General features: G+C 71.1%; 12 protein-coding genes. 3 read left to right on the forward strand and 9 right to left on the reverse strand.

What is annotated here, in order from left to right; genetic code table 11:
- Window positions 1-10: 10 nt before the first annotated feature.
- On the forward strand, window positions 11-1807 hold the full coding sequence (locus tag NW895_RS04980; protein ID WP_289934026.1) for an ABC transporter ATP-binding protein: 1797 nt from the start codon (window positions 11-13) through the stop codon (window positions 1805-1807).
- 210 nt (window positions 1808-2017) lie between these two features.
- Here the strand turns inward: NW895_RS04980 and NW895_RS04985 are convergent, their stop codons facing one another.
- The 7 genes from NW895_RS04985 to NW895_RS05015 all read right to left on the reverse strand — a co-directional run bounded on the left by NW895_RS04985 (window position 2018) and on the right by NW895_RS05015 (window position 15336).
- Entirely contained in the window at window positions 2018-3127 is a 1110-nt protein-coding gene (locus tag NW895_RS04985) for a histidine kinase (protein WP_289934027.1), read from the reverse strand.
- Entirely contained in the window at window positions 3124-3795 is a 672-nt protein-coding gene (locus NW895_RS04990) for a response regulator transcription factor (RefSeq protein WP_289934028.1), read from the reverse strand. Before NW895_RS04990 ends, NW895_RS04985 begins: the two co-directional genes overlap by 4 nt.
- 416 nt (window positions 3796-4211) lie before the next feature.
- Complete coding sequence (locus NW895_RS04995) at window positions 4212-4421, reverse strand: MbtH family protein (RefSeq protein WP_289934029.1); 210 nt, start codon at window positions 4419-4421, stop codon at window positions 4212-4214.
- A gap of 99 nt (window positions 4422-4520) precedes the next feature.
- Entirely contained in the window at window positions 4521-5666 is a 1146-nt protein-coding gene (locus NW895_RS05000; protein ID WP_289934797.1) for an acyl-CoA dehydrogenase family protein, read from the reverse strand.
- A gap of 72 nt (window positions 5667-5738) precedes the next feature.
- A complete protein-coding gene (locus NW895_RS05005) occupies window positions 5739-14099 on the reverse strand; it encodes a non-ribosomal peptide synthetase (protein WP_289934030.1) in 8361 nt (2786 codons plus the stop codon).
- 464 nt (window positions 14100-14563) lie between these two features.
- Window positions 14564-14977 (reverse strand): arsenate reductase ArsC, encoded by a 414-nt coding sequence (locus NW895_RS05010; RefSeq protein WP_289934031.1) that lies wholly within the window; start codon window positions 14975-14977, stop codon window positions 14564-14566.
- On the reverse strand, window positions 14977-15336 hold the full coding sequence (locus NW895_RS05015) for a metalloregulator ArsR/SmtB family transcription factor (RefSeq protein ID WP_289934032.1): 360 nt from the start codon (window positions 15334-15336) through the stop codon (window positions 14977-14979). The genes NW895_RS05010 and NW895_RS05015 overlap by 1 nt, the downstream gene beginning before the upstream one ends.
- Window positions 15337-15524: 188 nt before the next feature.
- Between NW895_RS05015 and NW895_RS05020 the strand changes: the two genes are divergently transcribed.
- Complete coding sequence (locus NW895_RS05020) at window positions 15525-15929, forward strand: ArsI/CadI family heavy metal resistance metalloenzyme (RefSeq protein ID WP_289934033.1); 405 nt, start codon at window positions 15525-15527, stop codon at window positions 15927-15929.
- A 21-nt stretch (window positions 15930-15950) separates the two neighbouring features.
- On the opposite strand, the gene NW895_RS05025 is transcribed toward NW895_RS05020, so the two are convergent.
- Window positions 15951-16958, reverse strand: coding sequence for a trypsin-like serine protease (locus tag NW895_RS05025; RefSeq protein ID WP_289934034.1), 1008 nt, complete (start codon window positions 16956-16958; stop codon window positions 15951-15953).
- Window positions 16959-17238: 280 nt separating this feature from the next.
- Between NW895_RS05025 and NW895_RS05030 the strand changes: the two genes are divergently transcribed.
- Window positions 17239-18447: a PQQ-binding-like beta-propeller repeat protein gene (locus NW895_RS05030; protein WP_289934035.1), complete on the forward strand. Its 1209-nt coding sequence runs from the start codon at window positions 17239-17241 to the stop codon at window positions 18445-18447.
- On the opposite strand, the gene NW895_RS05035 is transcribed toward NW895_RS05030, so the two are convergent.
- Window positions 18365-20455 carry a hypothetical protein gene (locus NW895_RS05035; RefSeq protein WP_289934036.1) on the reverse strand — a complete coding sequence of 697 codons (2091 nt, stop codon included), beginning with the start codon at window positions 20453-20455 and terminating at the stop codon, window positions 18365-18367. The genes NW895_RS05030 and NW895_RS05035 overlap by 83 nt on opposite strands.
- Window positions 20456-20629 lie beyond the last annotated feature (174 nt).

The raw sequence follows: 20629 nt of genomic DNA on the forward strand, positions 1-20629 counted from the left end.
AAGGAATTCCGTGAACACCGCATCCGCCCCGACGACGGATGAGACCCATGAGGCTTCCCTGTCCGCCCGAGAGACGGTCAAGGCTCTCCACGCGTATGTCCGGCCGCACCGGTGGGCCGTCGTTCTCGGCCTGTTGTGCGCCCTGGCCGGGGCAGCCGGGGGCCTGCTGCAGCCGCTGGCCACGAAGGCGCTGGTGGACCGGCTCGCCTCCGGTGAGACCATCGCCGGGATCCTGATCGCACTCACCGCGGTGGTGGTGCTGGGCACGGCGGTCGAGGCGTTCGGCGCGTATGTGCTGGAGCGGACGGCGGAGTCGGTGGTGCTGGCCGCGCGGCGCACCCTTGTCGGGCGGCTGCTGCGGCTGCGGGTCGCGGAGTGGGAACGGATCCCGCCGGGCGATCTGATGTCCCGGGTCACCTCGGACACGACGCTCTTGCGGGCGGTCAGCACCCAGGCGGTCGTCTCCGCGGCCACCGGCGCGGTGGCCTTCGTCGCGGCGATCGTGATGATGGCGTTCCTGGATGTCGTGCTGCTGGGTGTGACGCTCGGGGTGGTCGTACTGGTCGGCGGGGCCGTCGCACTGGTGATGCCGAGGATCGCGCGGGCCACCGAGCGTTCGCAGGAGGCGGTCGGGGAGATCTCCGTCGCGCTGGAGCGGGCTCTCGGGGCGTTCCGTACGGTGAAGGCGTCCGGTGCCGAGGAGCGGGAGACGGCCCGGGTGGAGGCGGCGGCGCGGCGCGCGTGGCGGCACGGCGTGAAGAGCGCGAAGTGGGAGTCCGTGGCCGGCTCGGCCGACGAACTCGCCGTCCAGCTGGCCTTCCTCGCCGTGCTCGCGGCCGGCGGGGCAAGGGTGGCGTCCGGGGAGATCCCCGTGTCCACCCTCATCGCCTTCCTGCTGTACCTCTTCTACCTGATCGAGCCGGTGTCCACGCTGATCGACGCCGTGACCTCCTATCAGGAGGGGGCGGCCGCGATCTCCCGGATCACTCAGCTGGAACGCCTGGCGACGGAGCCGGCCGACCGGCGGACGGGCGCCCGGCCCAGGCAGGGGGCACCGGTGCCGGGCCCGGCGTCGGTCCGCTTCGAGGACGTGTCCTTCCGCTACCGTCCGGGCCTGCCGTACACCCACCAGCAGGTGACCTTCGAGGTACCGCGCACCGGGATGACCGCCTTCGTCGGCCCCTCCGGCGCGGGCAAGTCGACGGTGTTCGCGCTCATCGAGCGGTTCTACGAGGCCACCGGCGGCCGGGTCCTGGTCGACGGCAAGGACGTACGGGACTGGCCTCTGCCCGAGCTGCGATCTGCCATCGGCTATGTGGAGCAGGACGCTCCGGTGCTGGCCGGCACGCTGAGGGAGAACCTGGTCTTCGCGGCTCCCGGCGCCACGGACGACGACATCCGCGACGTCCTGTCCCGGACGAGGCTCGACACTCTCGTCGAGCGCCTGCCCCACGGCCTGGACACCCCGGTGGGCCACCGCGGCTCGAAGCTGTCGGGCGGCGAGCGGCAGCGCATCGCCATCGCCCGCGCCCTGCTGCGGCGTCCCCGGCTGCTGCTCCTGGACGAGGCGACCTCGCAACTCGACGCGGTCAACGAGCTGGCGCTGCGGGACGTCATCACGGAGGTGGCCCGTGAGACCACCGTGCTGGTGGTGGCCCACCGCCTGTCGACGGTGACAGGTGCCGACCGGATCGTCGTCATGGACGCCGGCCGGGTCCGGGCCGTGGGCACGCATGAGGAACTGCTGGCCCAGGACCGGCTGTACGCGCAGCTGGCGGCCGGCCAGCTCCTGGCCCCCGCGCGATGATCCGCCCTGCGCACCATGCGCCGAACGGCCGCTGGCAGTGGCGGCGTTGTCCACCACACTGCCGCTGTGCCGGCGCCCGCTCGCTCCCGGGCCGCGGCGCACAGGGGCGAGCCGTCAGCATCGGCTGTGGCGACGCGCTCCTGACAGTGGCCGTCGCATGGGTCAGCACCCTGACTGTCGCATGAGCCGGCACCACCCGACGAGGTCGTTTCATTCCGTGCTGAGAGGGATCCGCAGCCGCACCCGGTAGCCGCCCTCCGCGGTCGGGCCCGCATCCAGGGTGCCGTGCAGAATGTCGGCCCGTTCCCGCAGACCGACCAAGCCCTGCTGCGAACCGGGCAGGGACAACGAAGGGCGGGTCGGCGGCGAGTTGGTGACCGTCACCCCGACATCATCGCCGTCCTGCCACAGCTTGACGCTCGCCCTGGCGCCGGGGGCGTGCTTGCGGACGTTGGTCAGCGCCTCCTGGACCGTACGGTAGAGGGCCCGTTGGGCGGGGGAGCCCACGGCGGGCGGGAGCTCACCCGACAACTCCGCGTGAGTTCCGCTTGACTCCACCAGTTTGCGCAGATCGGCCAGGGTGGGCTGAGGCGTCAGCTCCGTGGCGTGGCCGCCGGAGGCGCGCAGCAGGGTGACCATGGTGCGCAGTTCGTCGAGCGTGGTGACGCTCAGCGAACGGATCGTGCGGGCTGCCTCCTTGGCGTCCGCGTCCTTGGTGGCGACCTGCAGGGCTCCGGCCCGTACGGCGATCAGGCTGACCTGGTGGGAGACCACGTCGTGCATCTCGCGGGCCAGTTGGGCGCGTTCGCGGGCGAGCACGGCCTGTGCGTGCAGGGTCCGCTCGTGCTCCCTGGCCTCCTCGATCTCGGCCAGCCGCCGTGCCAAGTCCCGCTGCGCCTGGAGGAGCTGGCCGAAGAGGACCGGGGCCGCGGCGGTCGCGAGGCCGTACACGAAGAAGACCAGTGTCATGGTCCGGTCGACCTCGGCCAGGGGCCACGGAGTACTGCTCGCGACGGCGGACAGGGCGACACACACCGCGAGGAGACGGCGGTTGCGGGAGCGTTCGGCCAGGGTGAACAGCGCCACCAGCACAGCGACGGCGACATCCTGCATCAGCGCGATGGGCAGGGTGAGCAGGAACACGCCGAGCGGGAACCTGCGCCGGAACGCCAACGCGGCGCAGCCGACCGCGGCCGGCGCGACAGCGAGGCGCGTGTGCTCCCACATGTTCAGCCATACGTCCACGGCCGCCACCGTCACCAGGGCGATGTCGATGACCGGCGCGGGCACACGCTGCCACACGGCACGCGCACGGCTCATCGGCCGGCCTCCGACCGCGGGTGCTCGTCGAGCAGTCCGGCCCGCTGCGCCAGCAGCGCGGCCTGCACCCGGCTCGTCACCCGCAGCTTCGTGAGGATCGCGCTGACGTGGTCCTTGACCGTGCCGGCACCCAGGTGGATGCGCGCCCCGATGTCGGCGTTCGACAGGCCCTCCGCCACCAGGACGAGGACGTCGCGCTCGCGGGCGGTGAGGAACCGGACGCGGGCTGCCTCCTCGTCGACGGCCGCCTCGGTGCCGGGGTGGCTGTGCAGCAGGGCCCGCGACGCCTTGGGGGAGAGCACCACGCCGCCCGCAGCCAGGGTGCGCACCAGGTGGGCGAGTTGCTCCGGCTCGGTGTCCTTGAGGAGGAAACCGGCCGCGCCTGAGTTCAGCGCGGTCAGGATGTACTCGTCGGCGTCGAACGTGGTCAGCATCGCCACCACCGGCGGATCCGGCATGGTGCGCAGTTCGCGCAGGACGGTGAGCCCGTCGACGTCCGGCATCCGGATGTCCAGCAGCACGACGCCGGGCCGTTCCCGCCGGACGGTTTCCACGGCTTCGCCTCCGGTCGCGGTCGCGACGACCTCGATGTCCTTCGACGCGCCCAGAATGAGTTCGAAGCCCGAGCGGACCAGTGCCTCGTCGTCCACCACCACTACCCGGATCACGCGCGCTCCGCCTCACCTTCGTCCATGCCGTCCGGCCCATGCCGCCTCGACCCTAAAGCCATGCGGAGACCTTGCGGCCCGGCGGGCGGGAGCTCCAGCCACACGGCGGGGTAGCACCCTCCAGTCGGCAGGGACACGGCAGCCTTCTGCCGGAGAGGCCGTGATCGGCCCGGTCTCCGGCCTGAGGGGCATGACACATCACCCTGTCCGGCACCGGGGCGCTCGCGGGCTTCCCGGACGGCGGCGGAGCCGAGTGGCGCCGCGAAGCACGGGCGTCGGCCGGGCTCCTCAACTGGTCGGCCGACGAGGGCGATCCTGCCGCCTGACGCCACGGCAGCTCACCCGGCACCCACCGTCGTCCGTGTCTGCGAGACCCCCGCCGTCCTGGCCACCGCCGCACATGTCGAGCGGATCGGTCACGCGTCCATCCGGGCGGCCAGCGACCTCGGCCGCATGTCGGTCCAGTTGGCCTCGACGTAGGCAAGGCCGGCCGCCCGGGTGTCCGGCCCATGGGCCACCGTCCAGCCCGGCGGCACGTCGGCGAAGTCCGGCCAGAGCGAGTGCTGACCCTCGTCGTTGACCAGGACGAGGTAGGTGCCGTCCTCGTTCTCGAACGGATTGCTCATGTCGTTCTGCTCCTTGGTGAGGCGCGAACCAGTGCGGCCCGCGGTGATGTGTCCGTGCTGCGGTTGGCGCTTCGGCGTGGGAAGGGCGTCAGGCCGGCGTCACGCCCGGGACGCCAGGCCCCGCCCGACGATCAGGCGCATGATCTCGTTCGTGCCCTCCAGGATCTGGTGGACCCGCAGGTCGCGGACGATCTTCTCCAGCCCGTAGTCGGAGAGATATCCGTACCCGCCGTGCAGTTGCAGGGCCTGGTTGGCGATCGAGAAACCCGCGTCGGTGCAGAAACCCTTGGCCATGGCACACAGTTCGACCGCGTTCGCCGAGCCCTGGTCCAAGGCAGCCGCGCTGCGCTGGAGGAGCGCCTGGGACGCTTCCAGGGAAGCCGCCATATCGGCCAGTTGGAACTGGACCGTGGGCATGTCCAGCAGGCGGGCCCCGAACGCCTCCCTCTGCCCGAGATAGGAGAGGGAGCGCTCCAGGGCACTGCGTGCACCGCCCAGGGAGCAAGCGGCGATGTTGAGCCGGCCTCCGTTGAGGGCGTTCATGGCGATCTTGAACCCCGCGCCCTCGGCACTGAGCCGGTTTCCCTCGGGGACTCTGACCCTGTCCATGATCACTTGGCGGGTCGGTTGGGCATTCCAGCCCATCTTGCGTTCCTCGGCCCCGAAGGAGAGTCCGTCGGTGTCCTTGTCCACGATGAAGGCGGTGATGCCACGAGCACCGTCTTCGCTGGTGCGGGCCATCACCAGGTACGTCTGCGACGTTCCGGCCCCGGAGGTGAACTGCTTCGTACCGCTCAGCACGTACGAGTCACCCTCGCGTTCCGCCCGGGTCCTGATGGCCGCCGCATCCGAACCGGCACCCGGCTCGGTGAGGCAGTAGCTGGCCAGGTCGTCCATGCGGCAGAGCCGGCCCACCCAGCGATCGCGCTGGGCCTGGTCTCCGTAGGTGTCGATCATCGTGGCGACCATGTTGTGGATGGACAGGTACGCGGAGATCGACGGGCACCCGGCCGCCAGCGCCTCGAAAACCAGGACGGCGTCGCTCCGCGACAACCCCGAACCGCCCGACTCCTCCCGGACGTTGATGCCGCCCATTCCCACCTCGGCGGCCTTGCGCAGAACGTCGACGGGGAAGTGCCTCTGTCGATCCCAGTCGACGGCGTTGGGCGCGAGGTACTCCTCGGCGAAGGTCATCGCGGTACTTCTGATGGCTTCCTGCTCGGCCGTCATGGCGAACATGCTGATCAGCTCCTCGGTCCGGGAGCGGACTCCTCCGCGAAGACGTCCCGCAGGTTCATGGATATGCCCCGCACGGGTTCACCTCCCGGGGGTGTGATCGGTACAGGTGATCTGGTCGAGTGCGGCGCCGAGGACCGGCCCGAGCTGGGCCAGGGCGTGCGGCCGCATCAGGTTCTGGTGTTCGCCCTCGATCGGGTGCGTGGTGATCGTGCCGGTCACATACGGCTGCCAGGCCTCGGGCGTGACGTCCATGCCGGTGTCGGAGGGCGATGCGGTGAACAGCAGCACATCGGCGTCGAGGCGCCCGGGCGTGAACCTGTGCTGCAGACCGATGTTGTGGCTGTACGTCTCGACCATGGCGGTGAGGGCGTCGTCCTGGAGGATCTCCGGCGGCAGGAGGTTGCTGCGGCGCAGCAGGTCGACCACCAGGTCCCGGGTGAGTTCCTGCCCCTCCACGTCCTTGGGGCTGTAGCCGGCGGCGTGCAGCAGGAGTCCGAAGATCTGCTGTTCACCGGCCGCGGGGGCTTCCTCCCGGCTCCCCTCGGCACGGACGTAGGTGTCGAGCAGCACCAGCAGGCCGACCTCCTCGCCCTCCTCCCGCAGCCGGGTGGCCATGGCGTGGGCGACCATGCCGCCGAAGGACCAGCCGAGCAGGTGGTAGGGGCCGTGTGGCTGGACCGCGCGAATCTCCCGTACGTAGTCGGCGGCCATCTCCTCCATCGTTCCCGCGACCGCGTCCGGGTCGGTCAGCCTGCGCGCCTGCACGCCGTACAGGGGGCGGTCCGGGAGGTAGCTCAGCAGGCCGGCGTAGGGCCAGCTGAGGCCGCCTGCGGGATGCGCGCAGAACAGCGGGGGGCGGCTGCCGCGGGACCGCAGGGGCAGCAGGAGGTCCAGCGCGGGACGCGCCGCGTCGGTCTGGTTCAGGGCGAGGGCGAGCTCGGCCGGCGTGGGTGACTTGAAGAGGGTCCGGATCTGGATCTCCACCCCCAGGGTGCCGCGGATCCGGGAGATCAGACGGGTGGCGAGGAGGGAGTGCCCGCCCAGGTCGAAGAAGTCGTCCTCGGCGCCCACCATCTGCACGCCGAGCACCTGGGCGTACAGGTCGCACAGCACCTGCTCGACCGGAGTGACCGGGGGCCGTGAGGTACCCGCGGCGGGTTCGGGCGCCGGCAGGGCCCGCCGGTCGAGCTTGCCATTGGCCGTCACCGGCAGCTCCGGAAGGACCACGACCGCCGACGGGACCATGTGCTGCGGCAGCCGCTCACCGGCGAAGTCGCGCACCACGGCCCCCAGGGTGGTGATGTGCTGGGAGGCCGCCGGATGGTTGGTGAGCGGCCCCGGCCGGGCGCCGCCGGCCGCGGTCGGCAGGTACGCCTCGACGCAGGCCCCGCCGGTCAGCGGGTCGGCGGTGGTGAACAGGGCGTCGAAATGGCCTTCGCCGGTGGACGACCAGGTGGTGATGGTCCGCAGGCCGTGGTGTTCACCGAGGTGGTGCAGCGCCTCGGGGTCGATTCCCGGGGTGCCGGGCTCGGCCAGGGCACGCTGGGCGTCCGCCACCGGGCGGCCGGTGCTGACCGCGTGCAGCGCGGCTGCCTCGCCCGCGATCCGCTGATTGGGAATGCCGGACACGTGCAGCACGTCCGGGCGCCGGGTGCGCAGGAGGTTGTCCAGGTCGGCCGTCCCGTTCACCTCCCGGCCCCAGGACAGACGGGATGCCGGCTCCGGACGCGGGGTGGCCGGGACGGGATCGGCGGGCTGCTTGTGGAGGACGGTGTCATAGCGGTGCCGGGTGAGTTCGTTGTGGTGACGGCCCCGCTTGAGGCGGATGTCCACGCCGGCGACGGCGGGCATCCGGTCCCGCAGGGTGGTGAAGAACTCCGGTGCGACCAGCAGTTCCTTTTCGAGCAGCAGGTCGTGCTCGACCGCCCGGCGTATGTTCCCGGGGTGCGCGGCGCTGGAAGCGCGGTGCAGGTGGACGGCGGTGCGCAGGGTGCGGATGAGACGCAGGTCGCGCACGTCGCCCAGGAAGATCCGGCCGCCCGGGGCGAGGAGTTCCATGGCCGAGCCGAGCACCCCGGTCAGGTAGTCGGCGTGGGGGAAGTACTGGACCACCGAGTTCAGGACGATCGTGTCGAAGAAGCCGCTGGGCAGGCCGGTGAAGTCGTCGGCGGCGCGGCAGCGCAGCCGGACCCGGTCGGCCAGGTCCGGGCGAGCGGCGATCTGGCGGCCGAGGCGGTCGATCACCGGCGCGGAGATGTCGGTGCCCCAGTAGGTCTCGCAGTGCGGCGCCAGGTGCGCGAGCAGCAGTCCGCTGCCCGCGCCGATCTCCAGAATCCGCTGCGGGCCGAACTCGCGGATGCGTTCGACGGTGGTCCGTCGCCACTCACGCATCTGCTCCAGGGGGATGGCTTCGCCGTCGTAGCTGCTGTTCCACCCGGAGAAGTCCTCCCCCAGGACGTCGGCGGCGGGCTCCTGCTCGTAGATCGCGTCGTAGATGTCCCGCCACTCGTCGATGTGCTCGCCCGTTCCGGACCCGTCGGCCTCCTCCGCCGGTGGAGCGGGGACGACGTAGCCGACCAGGCGCTTGTTGCCGGGCTGGTCCTCGCGGACCACCACCGCGGCGTGTGCCACACCGGGGTGGGCCGCGAGTGCGGTTTCGATCTCGCCCGGTTCGATGCGGAAGCCGCGGATCTTGACCTGGTCGTCGGCGCGGCCCACGAAGTCCAGCTGCCCGTCGGCGCGGCGGCGTACGAGGTCGCCGGTGCGGTACAGCCGACCGCCGGGTGCCCCGAAGGGGTCCGCGACGAAGCGTTGCGCGGTCAGGCCGGGCCGGCCCAGGTAGCCGCGGGCCAGCCCCGGTCCGGTGACGTACAGCTCGCCCGGCACACCGACCGGTACCGGTTGCAGTCTCTCGTTCAGTACGTACGCGCATGCGTTGGCGATCGGGTACCCGATCGGCGGGGCGCTGCCGTCGGGGGTGAGGGGATCGGTCATCGTCGCGCCCACCGTGGCTTCGGTGGGGCCGTAACCGTTGATCATTCTGCGGCCGGGCGCCCAGTCCGCGACGAGTCCGGCGGGGCAGGCCTCACCGGCCACGATGAGCGTGATGTCACGCGGCAGGCTGTCCGGCGCCATCGCCGCCAGCGAAGTGGGCGGCAGGGTGAGGTGGGTGATCCCGTACGCGGCGCAGGTGGCGGCGAGCGGCTCGCCGGGCAGCAGCCGGTCGCTCGGCGCCATGACCAGGGTCGCGCCGGACAGCAGGGCGAAGCACAGTTCCCACACGGCGGAGTCGAAGCTGGTGGAGGCGAACTGCAGCACACGGCTGCCCGGCCGTGCCCCGAAGCGTTCCACCTGCAGGGCCGTCACATTGGGCAGGCCGGAGTGGGTGACCGTCACGCCCTTGGGGGTGCCGGTGGAGCCGGAGGTGTAGATGATGTACGCGGGGTGCGCAGGCAGCAGGGGCCCGGACCGTTCCTCGTCGGTGAGCGCGGTGTCGGGGAGGGCGTCGAGGGTCTTCACCGTGAGGGGGTCGTTCAGCAGCAGGTGCCGTACGGATGTGTGCGGGAGGCCGTCCACCAGTTCGCCGGTGGTGATCAGCAGGGCGGGGGCGGTGTCCTGCAGCATGAACGCGAGCCGGTCGGCGGGGTAGTCCGGGTCCAGCGGCAGGTAGGCCGCGCCCGTCTTCAGCACCGCCAGGATGGCCACGACCAGCTGTGGCGAACGGGGGAAGGCCAGGGCCACCACCTGCTCGGGGCCCACACCGTCGTCCACGAGCATCCGCGCGAGACGGTTCGCGGCCGCGTCCAGCTCGCCGTACGTCAGGTTCTCTTCCGCGTGCATCACCGCGACGGCCCGCGGATCCCGCGCCACCTGCGCCTCGAAAAGCTCCGGGAACACCGCCGGCGGCACGTCCCGGACCGCCCCGGTACCGGCCACGAGCGCCTCCTGCCACTCCTCGGCGGTCAGCAGGTCGACACCGCTGACGGTCTGATCGGCGTCCGTCACGGCCGCTTCGAGCAGCAGGCGCAGGCGGGCCTGAAGCGCCTCGACGGTGGCGGGGTCGAACAGGTCGGTGCTGTATTCGAGGAGGCCTCCGATGCCCGCCGGGGTCTGGTCGGCCGTGTGCTGTTCGGTCAGGTGGAAGGACAGGTCGACCTTCGACGTGCCGGTGTCCACCGTCTCCACCGTGGCGTCCAGGCCGGGGATGTGCAGGTGCCCCTGGGGGACGTTCTGCCAGGCGAGGGCGACCTGGAACAGCGGCTGGTGGGAGAGGGAGCGGGTGGGGTTGAGGACGTCGACCAGGCTCTCGAAGGGGAGGTCCTGATGTGCGTATGCTTGCAGGCTCTTGTCCCGTACGCGGTGGATCAGGTCACGGAAGGTGGGCCCGCCGGAGGTGTCCACCCGCAGGACCAGGGTGTTGACGAAGAACCCGACGAGGTTCTCGGTTGCCTGGTCCGTGCGGCCCGCGATGCCGATGCCCACGGGCACGTCGGCGCCGGCGCCCAGTCGGGAGAGCAGGGCGGTCAGTGCGGCGTGAACGACCATGAACGGGCTGGCCTGGCAGCCGCGCGCCAGCTCGACTATGCCCGCGTGCAGTCCGGCGTCCCAGCGGAACGGCAGGATCCGGCCGCGGTGGGAGGCCTGTTCCGGGTGCGGGCGGTCGGCCGGAAGATCGATGCGTTCGGGCAGGTCGGCCAGGGTCTGTTTCCAGTAGGCGACCTGCTCCGCCCAGAGGCTGTCCGGGCTCCGGGCGTCCCCCAGCACCCGGTGCTGCCACAGGGTGTAGTCGGCGTACTGCACCGGCAGCGGGGCCCAGTCCGGGGCCCGGCCGTCGCGGCGGGCGGTGTAGGCCGTGGAGAAGTCGCGCCACAGCGGCTGCATCGACCATCCGTCGGCGGCGATGTGATGGACCACCAGCACCAGAACGTGCTCCGCCGGGCCCGCCCTGAACAGCCACGCCCGCACCGGCACATCGCGGGTGAGGTCGAAGACATGGCCCGCCGCGGCGGTCACGGCATCGTCGAGCTCCGCCGCGGACGGCGCCGCCACGGTCAGCTCGGGGACGGCGTCCCGGCTGTCGAGGACCTGCTGGCAGGCCACGCCGTCGATCTCGGGGAAGACGGTGCGCAGCGCCTCGTGCCGTGCCACGACGTCCGACAGCGCCGCACGAAGTGCGTCGGTGTCCAGTTCGCCGGTCAGTCGTACGGCCAGGGGGATGTTGTAGGTCGCCGACGGCCCCTGCAACCGGTTCAGGAACCACAGCCGCTGCTGCGCGAACGACAGGGGCAACCGCTGCGGCCGTTCCTCCGGCACCAGCGGCGGACGCACCGCGTCGGCCTGGTCCAGCGTCCGGGCGACCTCCGCCGGAGTACGTGCCTGGAAGAGGGTGCCCAGCTGGAGTTCGGTGCCCAGGGCGGTGCGGATCCGGGAGATCAGACGGGTGGCGAGGAGGGAGTGCCCGCCCAGGTCGAAGAAGTCGTCCTCGGCGCCGACCGCCCGTACGCCGAGCACCTGGGCGTACAGGTCGCACAGGAGCTGTTCGACCGGCGTGCGTGGCGGGCGTGAGGTGCCGGCGGTGGTGTCGGGGGCGGGCAGGGCGCGCCGGTCGAGTTTGCCGTTGGCGGTCACCGGCAGTTCCGGCAGGACCACGACGGCGTCCGGAACCATGTGCCGGGGCAGCCGTTCGGCGGCGAAGGCGCGCACCGTGGCGGTGAGGTGCGGCGAACCGGCGGAGCCGTCCGCCGGTGCTGCGGGGACGACGTAGCCGACCAGGCGCTTGTTGCCGGGCTGGTCCTCGCGGACCACCACCGCGGCGTGTGCCACACCGGGGTGGGCCGCGAGTGCGGTTTCGATCTCGCCCGGTTCGATGCGGAAGCCGCGGATCTTGACCTGGTCGTCGGCGCGGCCCACGAAGTCCAGCTGCCCGTCGGCACGGCGCCGCACCACGTCTCCTGTCCGGTACATCCGCTCGCCGGGCCGGCCGAAGGGGTCGGCCACGAAGCGCTGCGCGGTCAGGCCGGGCCGGCCCAGGTAGCCGCGGGCCAGCCCCGGTCCGGTGACGTACAGCTCGCCCGGCACACCGACCGGTACCGGTTGCAGGCTCGTGTCCAGTACGTACGACCGGGTGTTGGTGACCGGGTGCCCGATGGAGGGCACGCCGGCGTCCGCGGTGAGCGGGTCGGTCATCGTCGCGCACACCGTGGCTTCGGTGGGCCCGTAGGCGTTGATCATCCTGCGGCCGGGCGCCCAGTCCGCGACGAGCCCGGCGGGGCAGGCCTCACCGGCCACGATCAGCGTGACGTCACGCGGCAGGCTGTCCGGCGGCATCACTGCCAGGGCGGTCGGCGGCAGGGTGAGGTGGGTGATCCCGTACGCGGCGCAGGTGGCGGCGAGCGGCTCGCCGGGCAGCAGCCGGTCGCTCGGCGCCAGCACCAGCGTCGCACCGGACGACAACGCCATGGACAGCTCCGACACGGCCGCGTCGAAGCTGGAGGAGGCGAACTGCAGCACCCGGCTGCCCGCTTCCACCGCGAAGCGCTCGATCTGCGCCGCCGCCAGATCGGGCAGGCCGGAGTGGGTGACCGTCACGCCCTTGGGGGTGCCGGTGGAGCCGGAGGTGTAGATGATGTACGCGGGGTGCGCAGGCAGCAGGGGCCCGGACCGTTCCTCGTCGGTGAGCGCGGTGTCGGGGAGGGCGTCGAGGGTCTTCACCGTGAGGGGGTCGTTCAGCAGCAGGTGCCGTACGGATGTGTGCGGGAGGCCGTCCACCAGTTCGCCGGTGGTGATCAGCAGGGCGGGGGCGGTGTCCTGCAGCATGAACGCGAGCCGGTCGGCGGGGTAGTCCGGGTCCAGCGGCAGGTAGGCCGCGCCCGTCTTCAGTACCGCCAGGATGGCCACGACCAGCTGTGGCGAACGGGGGAAGGCCAGGGCCACCACCTGCTCGGGGCCCACACCGTCGTCCACGAGCATCCGCGCGAGACGGTTCGCGGCCGCGTCCAGCTCGCCGTACGTCAGGTTCTCTTCCGCGTGCATCACCGCGACGGCCCGCGGATCCCGCGCCACCTGCGCCTCGAACAGCTCGGGCAGCGTCGCCTTCGGCGTGTCCCGGACCGCCCCGGTACCGGCCGCCTGCACCGCCTGCCGCTCCTCGGCCGTCAGCAGGTCGATGCCGCCGACGGTCCGACCGACATCGGCCGTGAAGGCCTCGATCAGCCGGATCAGGCGCCCGGAGTGAGCGGCCAGTTCGTCCGCTTCGTAGAGGTCGGCGTTCCCTTCGAGGTTGATCCGTACGCCCGCGCCGTCGGAGCGGTCGTACGCCATGACGAAGAGGTCCTCGACCGGCCCGGAGTACAGGGGGTGGGCGGTGGCGCGGGCCTCCCCGAAGCTCACGTTGTAGTCGAAGAACATGATGTTGACCTGCGGGCCGGTCAGGTCGTTCATACCGCCGGGCAGGGCGAGGTCCCGGACCAGGTCCTCCACTCGGTAACGCTGGTGCCGCAGCACCTGGCCGACCTCGTGGGAAACCTGCCGCACCAGTTCCAGGACCGTGGTGTGCGCATGCACCTCCACACGCAGCGGCAGCGCGTTGACGACCATGCCGGGGACGCTGCGCAGCGCGGCGTCGGTACGGGTCGAGAGCGGCAGGCTCAGCACGACCTGCTGTGCTCCGGTCATGCGGTGCATGTAGGCCGCCGTGGCGGCGATCAGCACGGCGGAGGGGCGCACGCCGGCTTCGACGGCCGCCTCCCGCAGGCGCGCCTCCACGTTCCCGGGCAGACCCGCCTTGTGCCACAGCCGTTCGGTCGGGAGCCGGCTCGGGCGGGCGGCGAGGCGGGGCGGCTCGGGCCGGTCGGCGAAGCGCTGCGTCCAATAGCGCCGGTCCTCGTCGTAATCCGCGGAAGCCCGGTAGCCGGCGTCCCGATCCAGCAGGAGGCGCAAGGGCCCGAAGGGCGTCTCACCGGCAGGCGCTCCCGTGGCCTGGGCCGAGTACAGCTCGGCCACCCTGCGGGCGAAAAGCGCCCAGGTGAACGCGTCCACCACGATGTGGTGATATCCCTGGTACCAGATGCACCGTTGCGGTCCGAGCCGCAAAAGGGCGAACGAGAAAAGGTTGTCGCGGGTCAGGTCCATCGGCCGGGCGGTCTCGGCCCGCATCCAGGCTTCGGCGGCTTCTCGCGGATCCGTTTCGCCACTGAAGTCGAGTACCGGGAAATCCCAGCCAGTACGCTGCTCGATGACTTGCCAGGGCTCCCCGGCGTCCTCGAAGAACCGCGCGTGCATGGCTTCGGCTTCCTCGACGGCGCGCCTCAGCGCCGACTCGAACAGCGCGGGGTCGATCTCACCAGCGATGTCCAGAAACTCCGCGATCCGATACCGCCGGCTGGTCGGTGCCAGCTGCTGGGCCAGCCACACTTCACGTTGAGCCGCCGACAGAGGCATGCGCGCAGCGTTTACGTCGGACAGTGCCATGGTGGCCCTTTCGGATGCTCTCGCGAAGTTTTCGGCAGGGTGAAGGAATATGAGGAACGGCGCGGCTCAGCGGTCCGGTAAACCCGCCAAAAGCGCAGCCTGGGAGCGGTCGGGAATGAGCCGTCCTGAGTTTGTGTGGGGCCGGCAGATAGCCGGTCCCTACCGCCCGTAGACTGACACATCCGGGTCAGCTCGGGGGAACCCCTAATGTCCCCTATACCGTGGCCACAACCGCGTCGGGGCACCCCGCATGAACTTCTTCGGGCATTGGTGCACGGGGGTTGTCCGCGCTCGTGGCTCGCCAGGATTCCCGAAACTGAATCCGCTGCTCGTAAGTGCGACACCTGCCCGGCAGCCGCATGCCGGTTCGGGGCTGGTCGTTCATCCGGCCTGGACGCGCGCCGCGGGCCGTGACCGTGACGCGCCGCCCGTGCTCATGCCTGGGGCGACGGCGCGATCTCCTTGATCAGGCCCTCGACCAGCACCTTGATCTCGTCCCGGATCGGGCGGACCGCCTCGACGCCCTGTCCCGCCGGGTCGTCGAGCCGCCAGTCCAGGTACCGCTTGCCGGGGAAGACCGGGCAGGTGTCGCCGCAGCCCATGGTGATGCAGACGTCCGACTCCTTGACCGCATCGGCGGTGAGCATCTTCGGCACCTCGGCGGAGATGTCGATGCCGACCTCGGCCATGGCCGCGACGGCGGCCGGGTTGACGCGCTCGCCCGGGTCGGAGCCCGCGGAGCGGACCTCGACGCGGTCCCCGGCCAGGTGGGTCAGCCACGCGGCGGCCATCTGGGAACGGCCCGCGTTGTGGACACAGACGAAGAGCACGGAGGGCCTGTCGGACATCAGATCAGCAGCCTGCCCATCGCGGCCAGCACGGACGGCTCGACCCGGTAGTAGACCCACGTTCCGCGCCGCTCGGAGGTCAGCAGTCCGGCCTCCTTGAGCTTCTTCAGGTGGTGGGAGACGGTCGGCTGGGAGACCCCGACGTCGGAGATGTCGCACACGCATGCCTCGCCGCCCTCGTGCGAGGCGACCGCGGAGAACAGCCGCAGCCGCACCGGATCGCCGAGGGCCTTGAACATCCGCGCGGCCGTCTCGGCCTCCTCCGCGGTGATCGGGCGCTCGGTCAACGGCGGGCAGCACCGGGCCACAGCCTCGGGCGCGCCGGTCTCGATCAGCGGCAGCACCTTCGTATTCGACATGTATCTATGTTGGCATATGTCGAACCAGACGGGCGCCGGGCCGCTGATTCGGCAAGCGTCTATGTTGACGCTTGTCAAATCAAGTGCCACCCTGGGTCCAGCAGGACATCGAACCCGGCCCGTGGAGTCGGCGCCCCTGCTGCCTCCGGGCGGCTGCTGAACTCGCCTTCCACTCAAGGAGGTTCGTGATGAACCGCGTACAGCTCGCCCTGCGTGTACCCGATCTCGACGCGTCCGTCGCCTTCTACACGAAGCTGTTCGGGACCGGGCCCGCCAAACTCCGCGACGGCTACGCCAACTTCGCCATCGCCGAGCCCCCGCTGAAGCTGGTACTGATCGAAGGCGTCCATGGCGAGGCGACCCGCATGGACCACCTCGGCGTCGAGGTCGAGACCACCGAGGCCGTCCGCGCCGCCACCGCACGCCTGAGCGAGGCCGGGCTGGCCACCGACGTGGAGAACGACACCACCTGCTGCTACGCCCTCCAGGACAAGGTCTGGGTGCACGGCCCCGGCCAGGAACCGTGGGAGGTGTATGTCGTCAAGGCCGACGCCGACACCGGGCAACCGGCCACCGCGGGCGGCTGCTGCTGACCGGCCGAGGGCCGGCCTCCTTCAGGACCTCGGCCAGTTCCCGTAGGCGTGGAAGAAGTTGTAGGTGACCGAGTCCCACCTGCGCACCTCGTTCCAGACGCGTGTCGGATTCCTCCACTGCGTCGACTGAATTCCCGCCACGCGCAGATCGTCGACGTGGTAGGCGCCGCCTCCGCTGTTACCGCTGACGATGTCGATGTCGTGTTCGTAGCGACTGCCCGGGGAAGCCGTGAACCTCCCGGAGGCGGTCCAGGACGACGGAACGGGCTTGTCCACGGGATAGCCGATGATCGTGTGCCTGCCGTTGAAGTTCTGGGCCGTTCCGAACCAGCCGGTCTGGCGTCCCAGATTGGGCCGTGACGGGCTGAATTCCAGAACGGCGAAGTCCCAGTCCCATTCATTGATGTTCCAGGCACCAGGCAGGGTCACACTGTCGGCGAGGAAACTTCCGAAGGGAGCCGTCGGCGCCGTTGTGTTGGCGCCGAAGGTGATACTCCTCGACGTGATCCAGCCGTTCTGGTAGAAGCAGTGGGCGGCGCACACCGCCGTGCTCGGCCCGATCATCGTGGCCGTGCAGGTCTGTGACAGGTAGGCGTTGGCGCTTGCCGGGAACACCTGGGTGGTGTTGAGGCGTACGCGGTCGTCGATCGGCGGGACCACGAACTCCGGCTTCTGAGCCTCGTCCACGGCCTCGTACGCGTCTGTCGGCGGAGCCTCGTCCATCGCGAGGACGCGCTCGGCGACCTCGTAGTCCGGTTCCTCCAGCAGATACTCGTATTCCCCGACGAGCCGCCTCGGACGCAGTTTCTCCGCCAGGGACCGCACGCTCAGAGTCCGTGCATCCGGCTCAGGAGGCGTCCGGTACTCGGCGCTGATTCTTTCCTGCTCGAACCGGGCGACGTCGATGTCTTTCGGCGTGATCTTCCCCACCGCGAGCCAACGTCGCCCCCGGCCGTCGATGAAATCCTTGCCCGTGGCATCCGCCAGCGTGGGACCCAGCATTGTTGCCTTGGGATCGTACTCGTTCATGACGTCGCCTCCTTGACGGTCAAGGCGAGTTTTCGGTATGCCCCACTTGCCAGCCTCCCACGCATACTCATCGGCTGCATTCCGGAATTCCGGCTGTCGCGCCGATCGGCACCGGGCCGATCAGCACCGCTTGTTGAAGCGTCTACGGCCAGAACGTGCCGGAACGAGAAATGCTGGGATGTGCCCAAGTGGCGTGCCCGGCACACGCTCTGTCGCCGGGTCAGGAGATGTACCTGTCGGCGTCGTCCGATGCACCATGGGGTCTACGGGGGTGACTCTGATGCGACAGGCGCTGCGGGTGCGAACGGTCGTGGCCGTGCTGGGTGCCGTGCTGCTCGCCGGGTGTTCGGGTACGCCCGCACCCGGCCCGGCCGACCCGCACAACTCCGGGGCCGCCGACGGCCCGTGGCGTGCGTGGGTCACGTCCCTCTCCCCGCAGGAGGCGTCCGGAACCTGTGGGGCCACGGAACATCAGGTGGTGTGCAGTACCGCTCCCGACGGTCTCGTCGGGCGGTCCCGGGTCACCGGTGCGGTCACCTGGACCGTCGCCGGCGGCGGAGGCGGCGGGAAGAACGGGGGACTTGTCGTCGACGCGGCCGACGAGCGGGCCGTGACCAGCGGCGGCCGCGTGCTGCGTACCGCGGATCTGCGGACCGGTACGGCGGCCTGGACGCACCGGCTCCCCTCCGGGCGCTCCTACACCGGGACCGGCGCGGCGTCCGGGGTCGTCTACGCCCTCGACACCAGGAGCGGGCGGTCCGGGGACGGCGCGGACGTCGCCCTCGGGGCCTTCCGGGCGTCCGACGGCGCGACGCTGTGGCACCGGGCCGTCGACGCGGACCCGGGCGAAGGCATCGCCGCGTTCGGCGGCCGGGTCTACACCACCGACGGCGCGCAGGTCACCGCCCGCGATGCCCGTACCGGCGACGCCGTGGCGACGAGCCCCCCGGGCACCACATGCCCGCACCTGGTCTCCGGCGGCCGCTACCTGGTCTGCACCGGCAGCCCGGTCTCCGCCGAGGACACCTTCCCGCCTCCGCGCCGCCTCGACCCGGCCACGCTCAGGCCGCTCAGGACCGCCGCGGGCACGGGCATGAGGCCCGCACGGGGTCTGATCTCCTCCGACGGTGTGCTGATGCTGTACGAGGACAGCGCGGAGGACCCGGGCGCCGGCGCCTGGACCGCGTACGACCTGGAACACCCGCGGAGGCTGTGGAGCTACGCCACCACCACGGAGGAAGGCGGCCTGGCCGGTGGGCGGTTCGTCACCCTCACCCCCGGGAACGACACCTCCCGGGGGCGGGTGATCTCCATCGACCTGCACACCGGCCCGGACGGGGCCGGAGCGGCCGCGCCGCGCCTGTCAGCGCCCTATCCGCAGACCAGGAGCGGCGAGCACCCCGCGCTCATCGTGCCGGGAGGCGGCTCGGGTCATGTCGTCGTGGAGCCGAGGACTCATCGCGCCCTGCGCTCGGTACGGCTTCCCTGACACCGAGGGCGGGATCGATCAGAACCTTCAGGGCCGGTTCGGCCTTCTCGGCCGTGGCCCGGTCGGCCAGGGCGTTGACGGCCGCGTTGAACCGCTCCATGGAGGTGGGGCGGTCCGGGCCGAGGACGTACTCCTTGAGCGTGCGGCGGTGCGGGGCCATCGGATCGTGCCGCGGCTCGCGGACCGACCGCAGGATCTCCGGCAGCCGGGTGCAGTCGCGGTCGAGCAGGTAGGCGCCGCCGGCGGTGGTGTAGGCGGCGCGGAACTCGTCGTCGGGCAGATCCTGGGCGTTGGTCAGGACATACGGCTTGAGGCCGGCCACGAAGTCGGCGACCACGGAGGAGACATCGCTGATGAGGATGTCCGCCTGGTTGAAGCACTCGTACAGGGTCGGCAGCGGTTTGAGGATCACGTTGTGCCGGATCGGGCCGCGGCTCTCCCAGAAGATCCGGTGCCACTCGGCGTGCAGTTCCTGCCACTCGGCCGTGCCGTCGCGGTCCGGGATCCGCGCGTCCCGGGTCTGCTGGGTGTAGTCGCCCCCGTGGCGCCCGGCCAGTTCGTCGAGCCGGGCCTGGATCTCCTGCAGCCGCGGCCTGGCGGCGGCGACCGCGGCCTCGGTCTGCGCGGCCTCGCGCTGCTCGTTGTCGGCGCGCAGCATCGCCCGGATGGCCCGGTCGGCCTCCGCCGCCTCGCGCGAGCGCCTGCCGGTGAGCGGATGCGGCTTGTAGATGACGCGTACGTTCTCCGCGAGGAGCCTCTCGACCAGGGGCACGCCCATCGGGATCAGGGAGGTGTGGCAGTCGTCGTCGCTCCAGCCCTCCCAGGTGGGGGCGTACAGGACGACGGGCAGCGGGCCCGGCGTGTGGTCGGCGTGCAGCCGGATCGGCGACAGCTGCGGGCGGCCCACCTCGACGATCGCTTCGTCGCTGATGGCGTGCCGCACGCGCTGGTAACGGTCGCGGCCGGCCCGGCCGGCCACCCATATCTCGTCGTACACCTTGCTGACGCGGTTGCTGCTGGCGAGCTTGTCGCTGTCGCCATGGCCGATGAAGACATGCTTGGCCTCGGCCACGCGCAGCATGTGCACGTTCTTGCCGGCGTTGCCCGGGTAGAGGACGACCCGGACGTCGGGCAGGTCCAGTTCGGCCAGGTCGTCGGCCTTGGGCACGCACAGGACCGGTATCCAGGTCCGGCTGAGGTGGCGGAACGAGGCCTGCTCACGAAGGATGATCAACGGGCGCCGGTCGAGCTGCTCCAGCGTCTCGATCCACATGTTGACCTGGTACATGAAGTCCCGGGACACCGCGGCGAAGCTGAAGTACAGCGCCACCTCGGGCCGGTACCCGGCCAGCTGCCGGTTGACCTCGGCGATCACCTCGTCCCGGCGCGGCGTCCTCAGGGCCCGGCGGTACTGTCCCAGCAGCGCCAGCACCGCCGCCAGGGGCAGCGCGGCCGTCAGCGCGAAGCCGATGCCCGCCGGGTACCACGTGCCGGTCGCCAGCGCCGCGAGCAGGCCAGCGTGGGCCGGCAGGTCGAGATGGAGCAGCTTGCGCAGGAAACGCCGGTAGAGGGAGGCGGGCGGACTCTGCGGGATGCCCGCACCGCTCATGTCGAGGTTGCGTACGGCCACCGGCAGCACCCGTCGTGCGCGGATGGCCCGGTGCAGCGCCGAATACAGCATCACGAGCGCGAAGTGGGCGCTGAAGACGGCCAGTCCGGCGACCAGCACCGCGCCCGGAGCGTTCATCCGGTCGGCCAGGGCGAGCAGCATCACCGTCCTGGCGGCGAACCGCATGGTGCGCGTGAGCTGCAGCGCCGCCAGCCGGCGGACGAAGCCGGGGGACCGGGCGTGCAACGCCTCGTCCGCGAGGTAGCTCACGGCCGACGCGGCGGCGAAGCCCCACAGGGAGGGCACCAGCGCGAAGACGGGCAGCGCCGCGAAGCCGGCGGTGAAGAGGAGCACCAGGAGCAGGTCGGTTTTTCCGCGTACGCGCAGGACAGCACGCAACCAACCGATCGACGTACGCAAGGCTTCCCCCCAAGGACCGCTGTGCGGCACCGATGCCGCTGTTCGCCAGTTCGACGTCAGATGGGGGTGAATGGTTGTACACCTGGCAGAAGGACGGAATTAACCTGCCGGTCGGGCCGGGGGCGCGGGGCCGGGGCCTGCGGGCCTTCGGCG

The sequence above is a fragment of the Streptomyces sp. S.PNR 29 genome, from assembly GCF_030386795.1.
Classification (GTDB): domain Bacteria; phylum Actinomycetota; class Actinomycetes; order Streptomycetales; family Streptomycetaceae; genus Streptomyces.

Excerpts from the sequence above, each read along its gene's own strand:
- NW895_RS04985 (WP_289934027.1), bottom strand. The coding sequence starts at position 3,127 with ATGAGCCGTGCGCGTGCCGTGTGGCAGCGTGTGCCCGCGCCGGTCATC.
- NW895_RS04995 (WP_289934029.1), bottom strand. The coding sequence starts at position 4,421 with ATGAGCAATCCGTTCGAGAACGAGGACGGCACCTACCTCGTCCTGGTC.
- NW895_RS05005 (WP_289934030.1), bottom strand. The coding sequence starts at position 14,099 with ATGCCTCTGTCGGCGGCTCAACGTGAAGTGTGGCTGGCCCAGCAGCTG.
- NW895_RS05010 (WP_289934031.1), bottom strand. The coding sequence starts at position 14,977 with ATGTCCGACAGGCCCTCCGTGCTCTTCGTCTGTGTCCACAACGCGGGC.
- NW895_RS05015 (WP_289934032.1), bottom strand. The coding sequence starts at position 15,336 with ATGTCGAATACGAAGGTGCTGCCGCTGATCGAGACCGGCGCGCCCGAG.
- NW895_RS05020 (WP_289934033.1), top strand. The coding sequence starts at position 15,525 with ATGAACCGCGTACAGCTCGCCCTGCGTGTACCCGATCTCGACGCGTCC.
- NW895_RS05025 (WP_289934034.1), bottom strand. The coding sequence starts at position 16,958 with ATGAACGAGTACGATCCCAAGGCAACAATGCTGGGTCCCACGCTGGCG.
- NW895_RS05030 (WP_289934035.1), top strand. The coding sequence starts at position 17,239 with ATGCGACAGGCGCTGCGGGTGCGAACGGTCGTGGCCGTGCTGGGTGCC.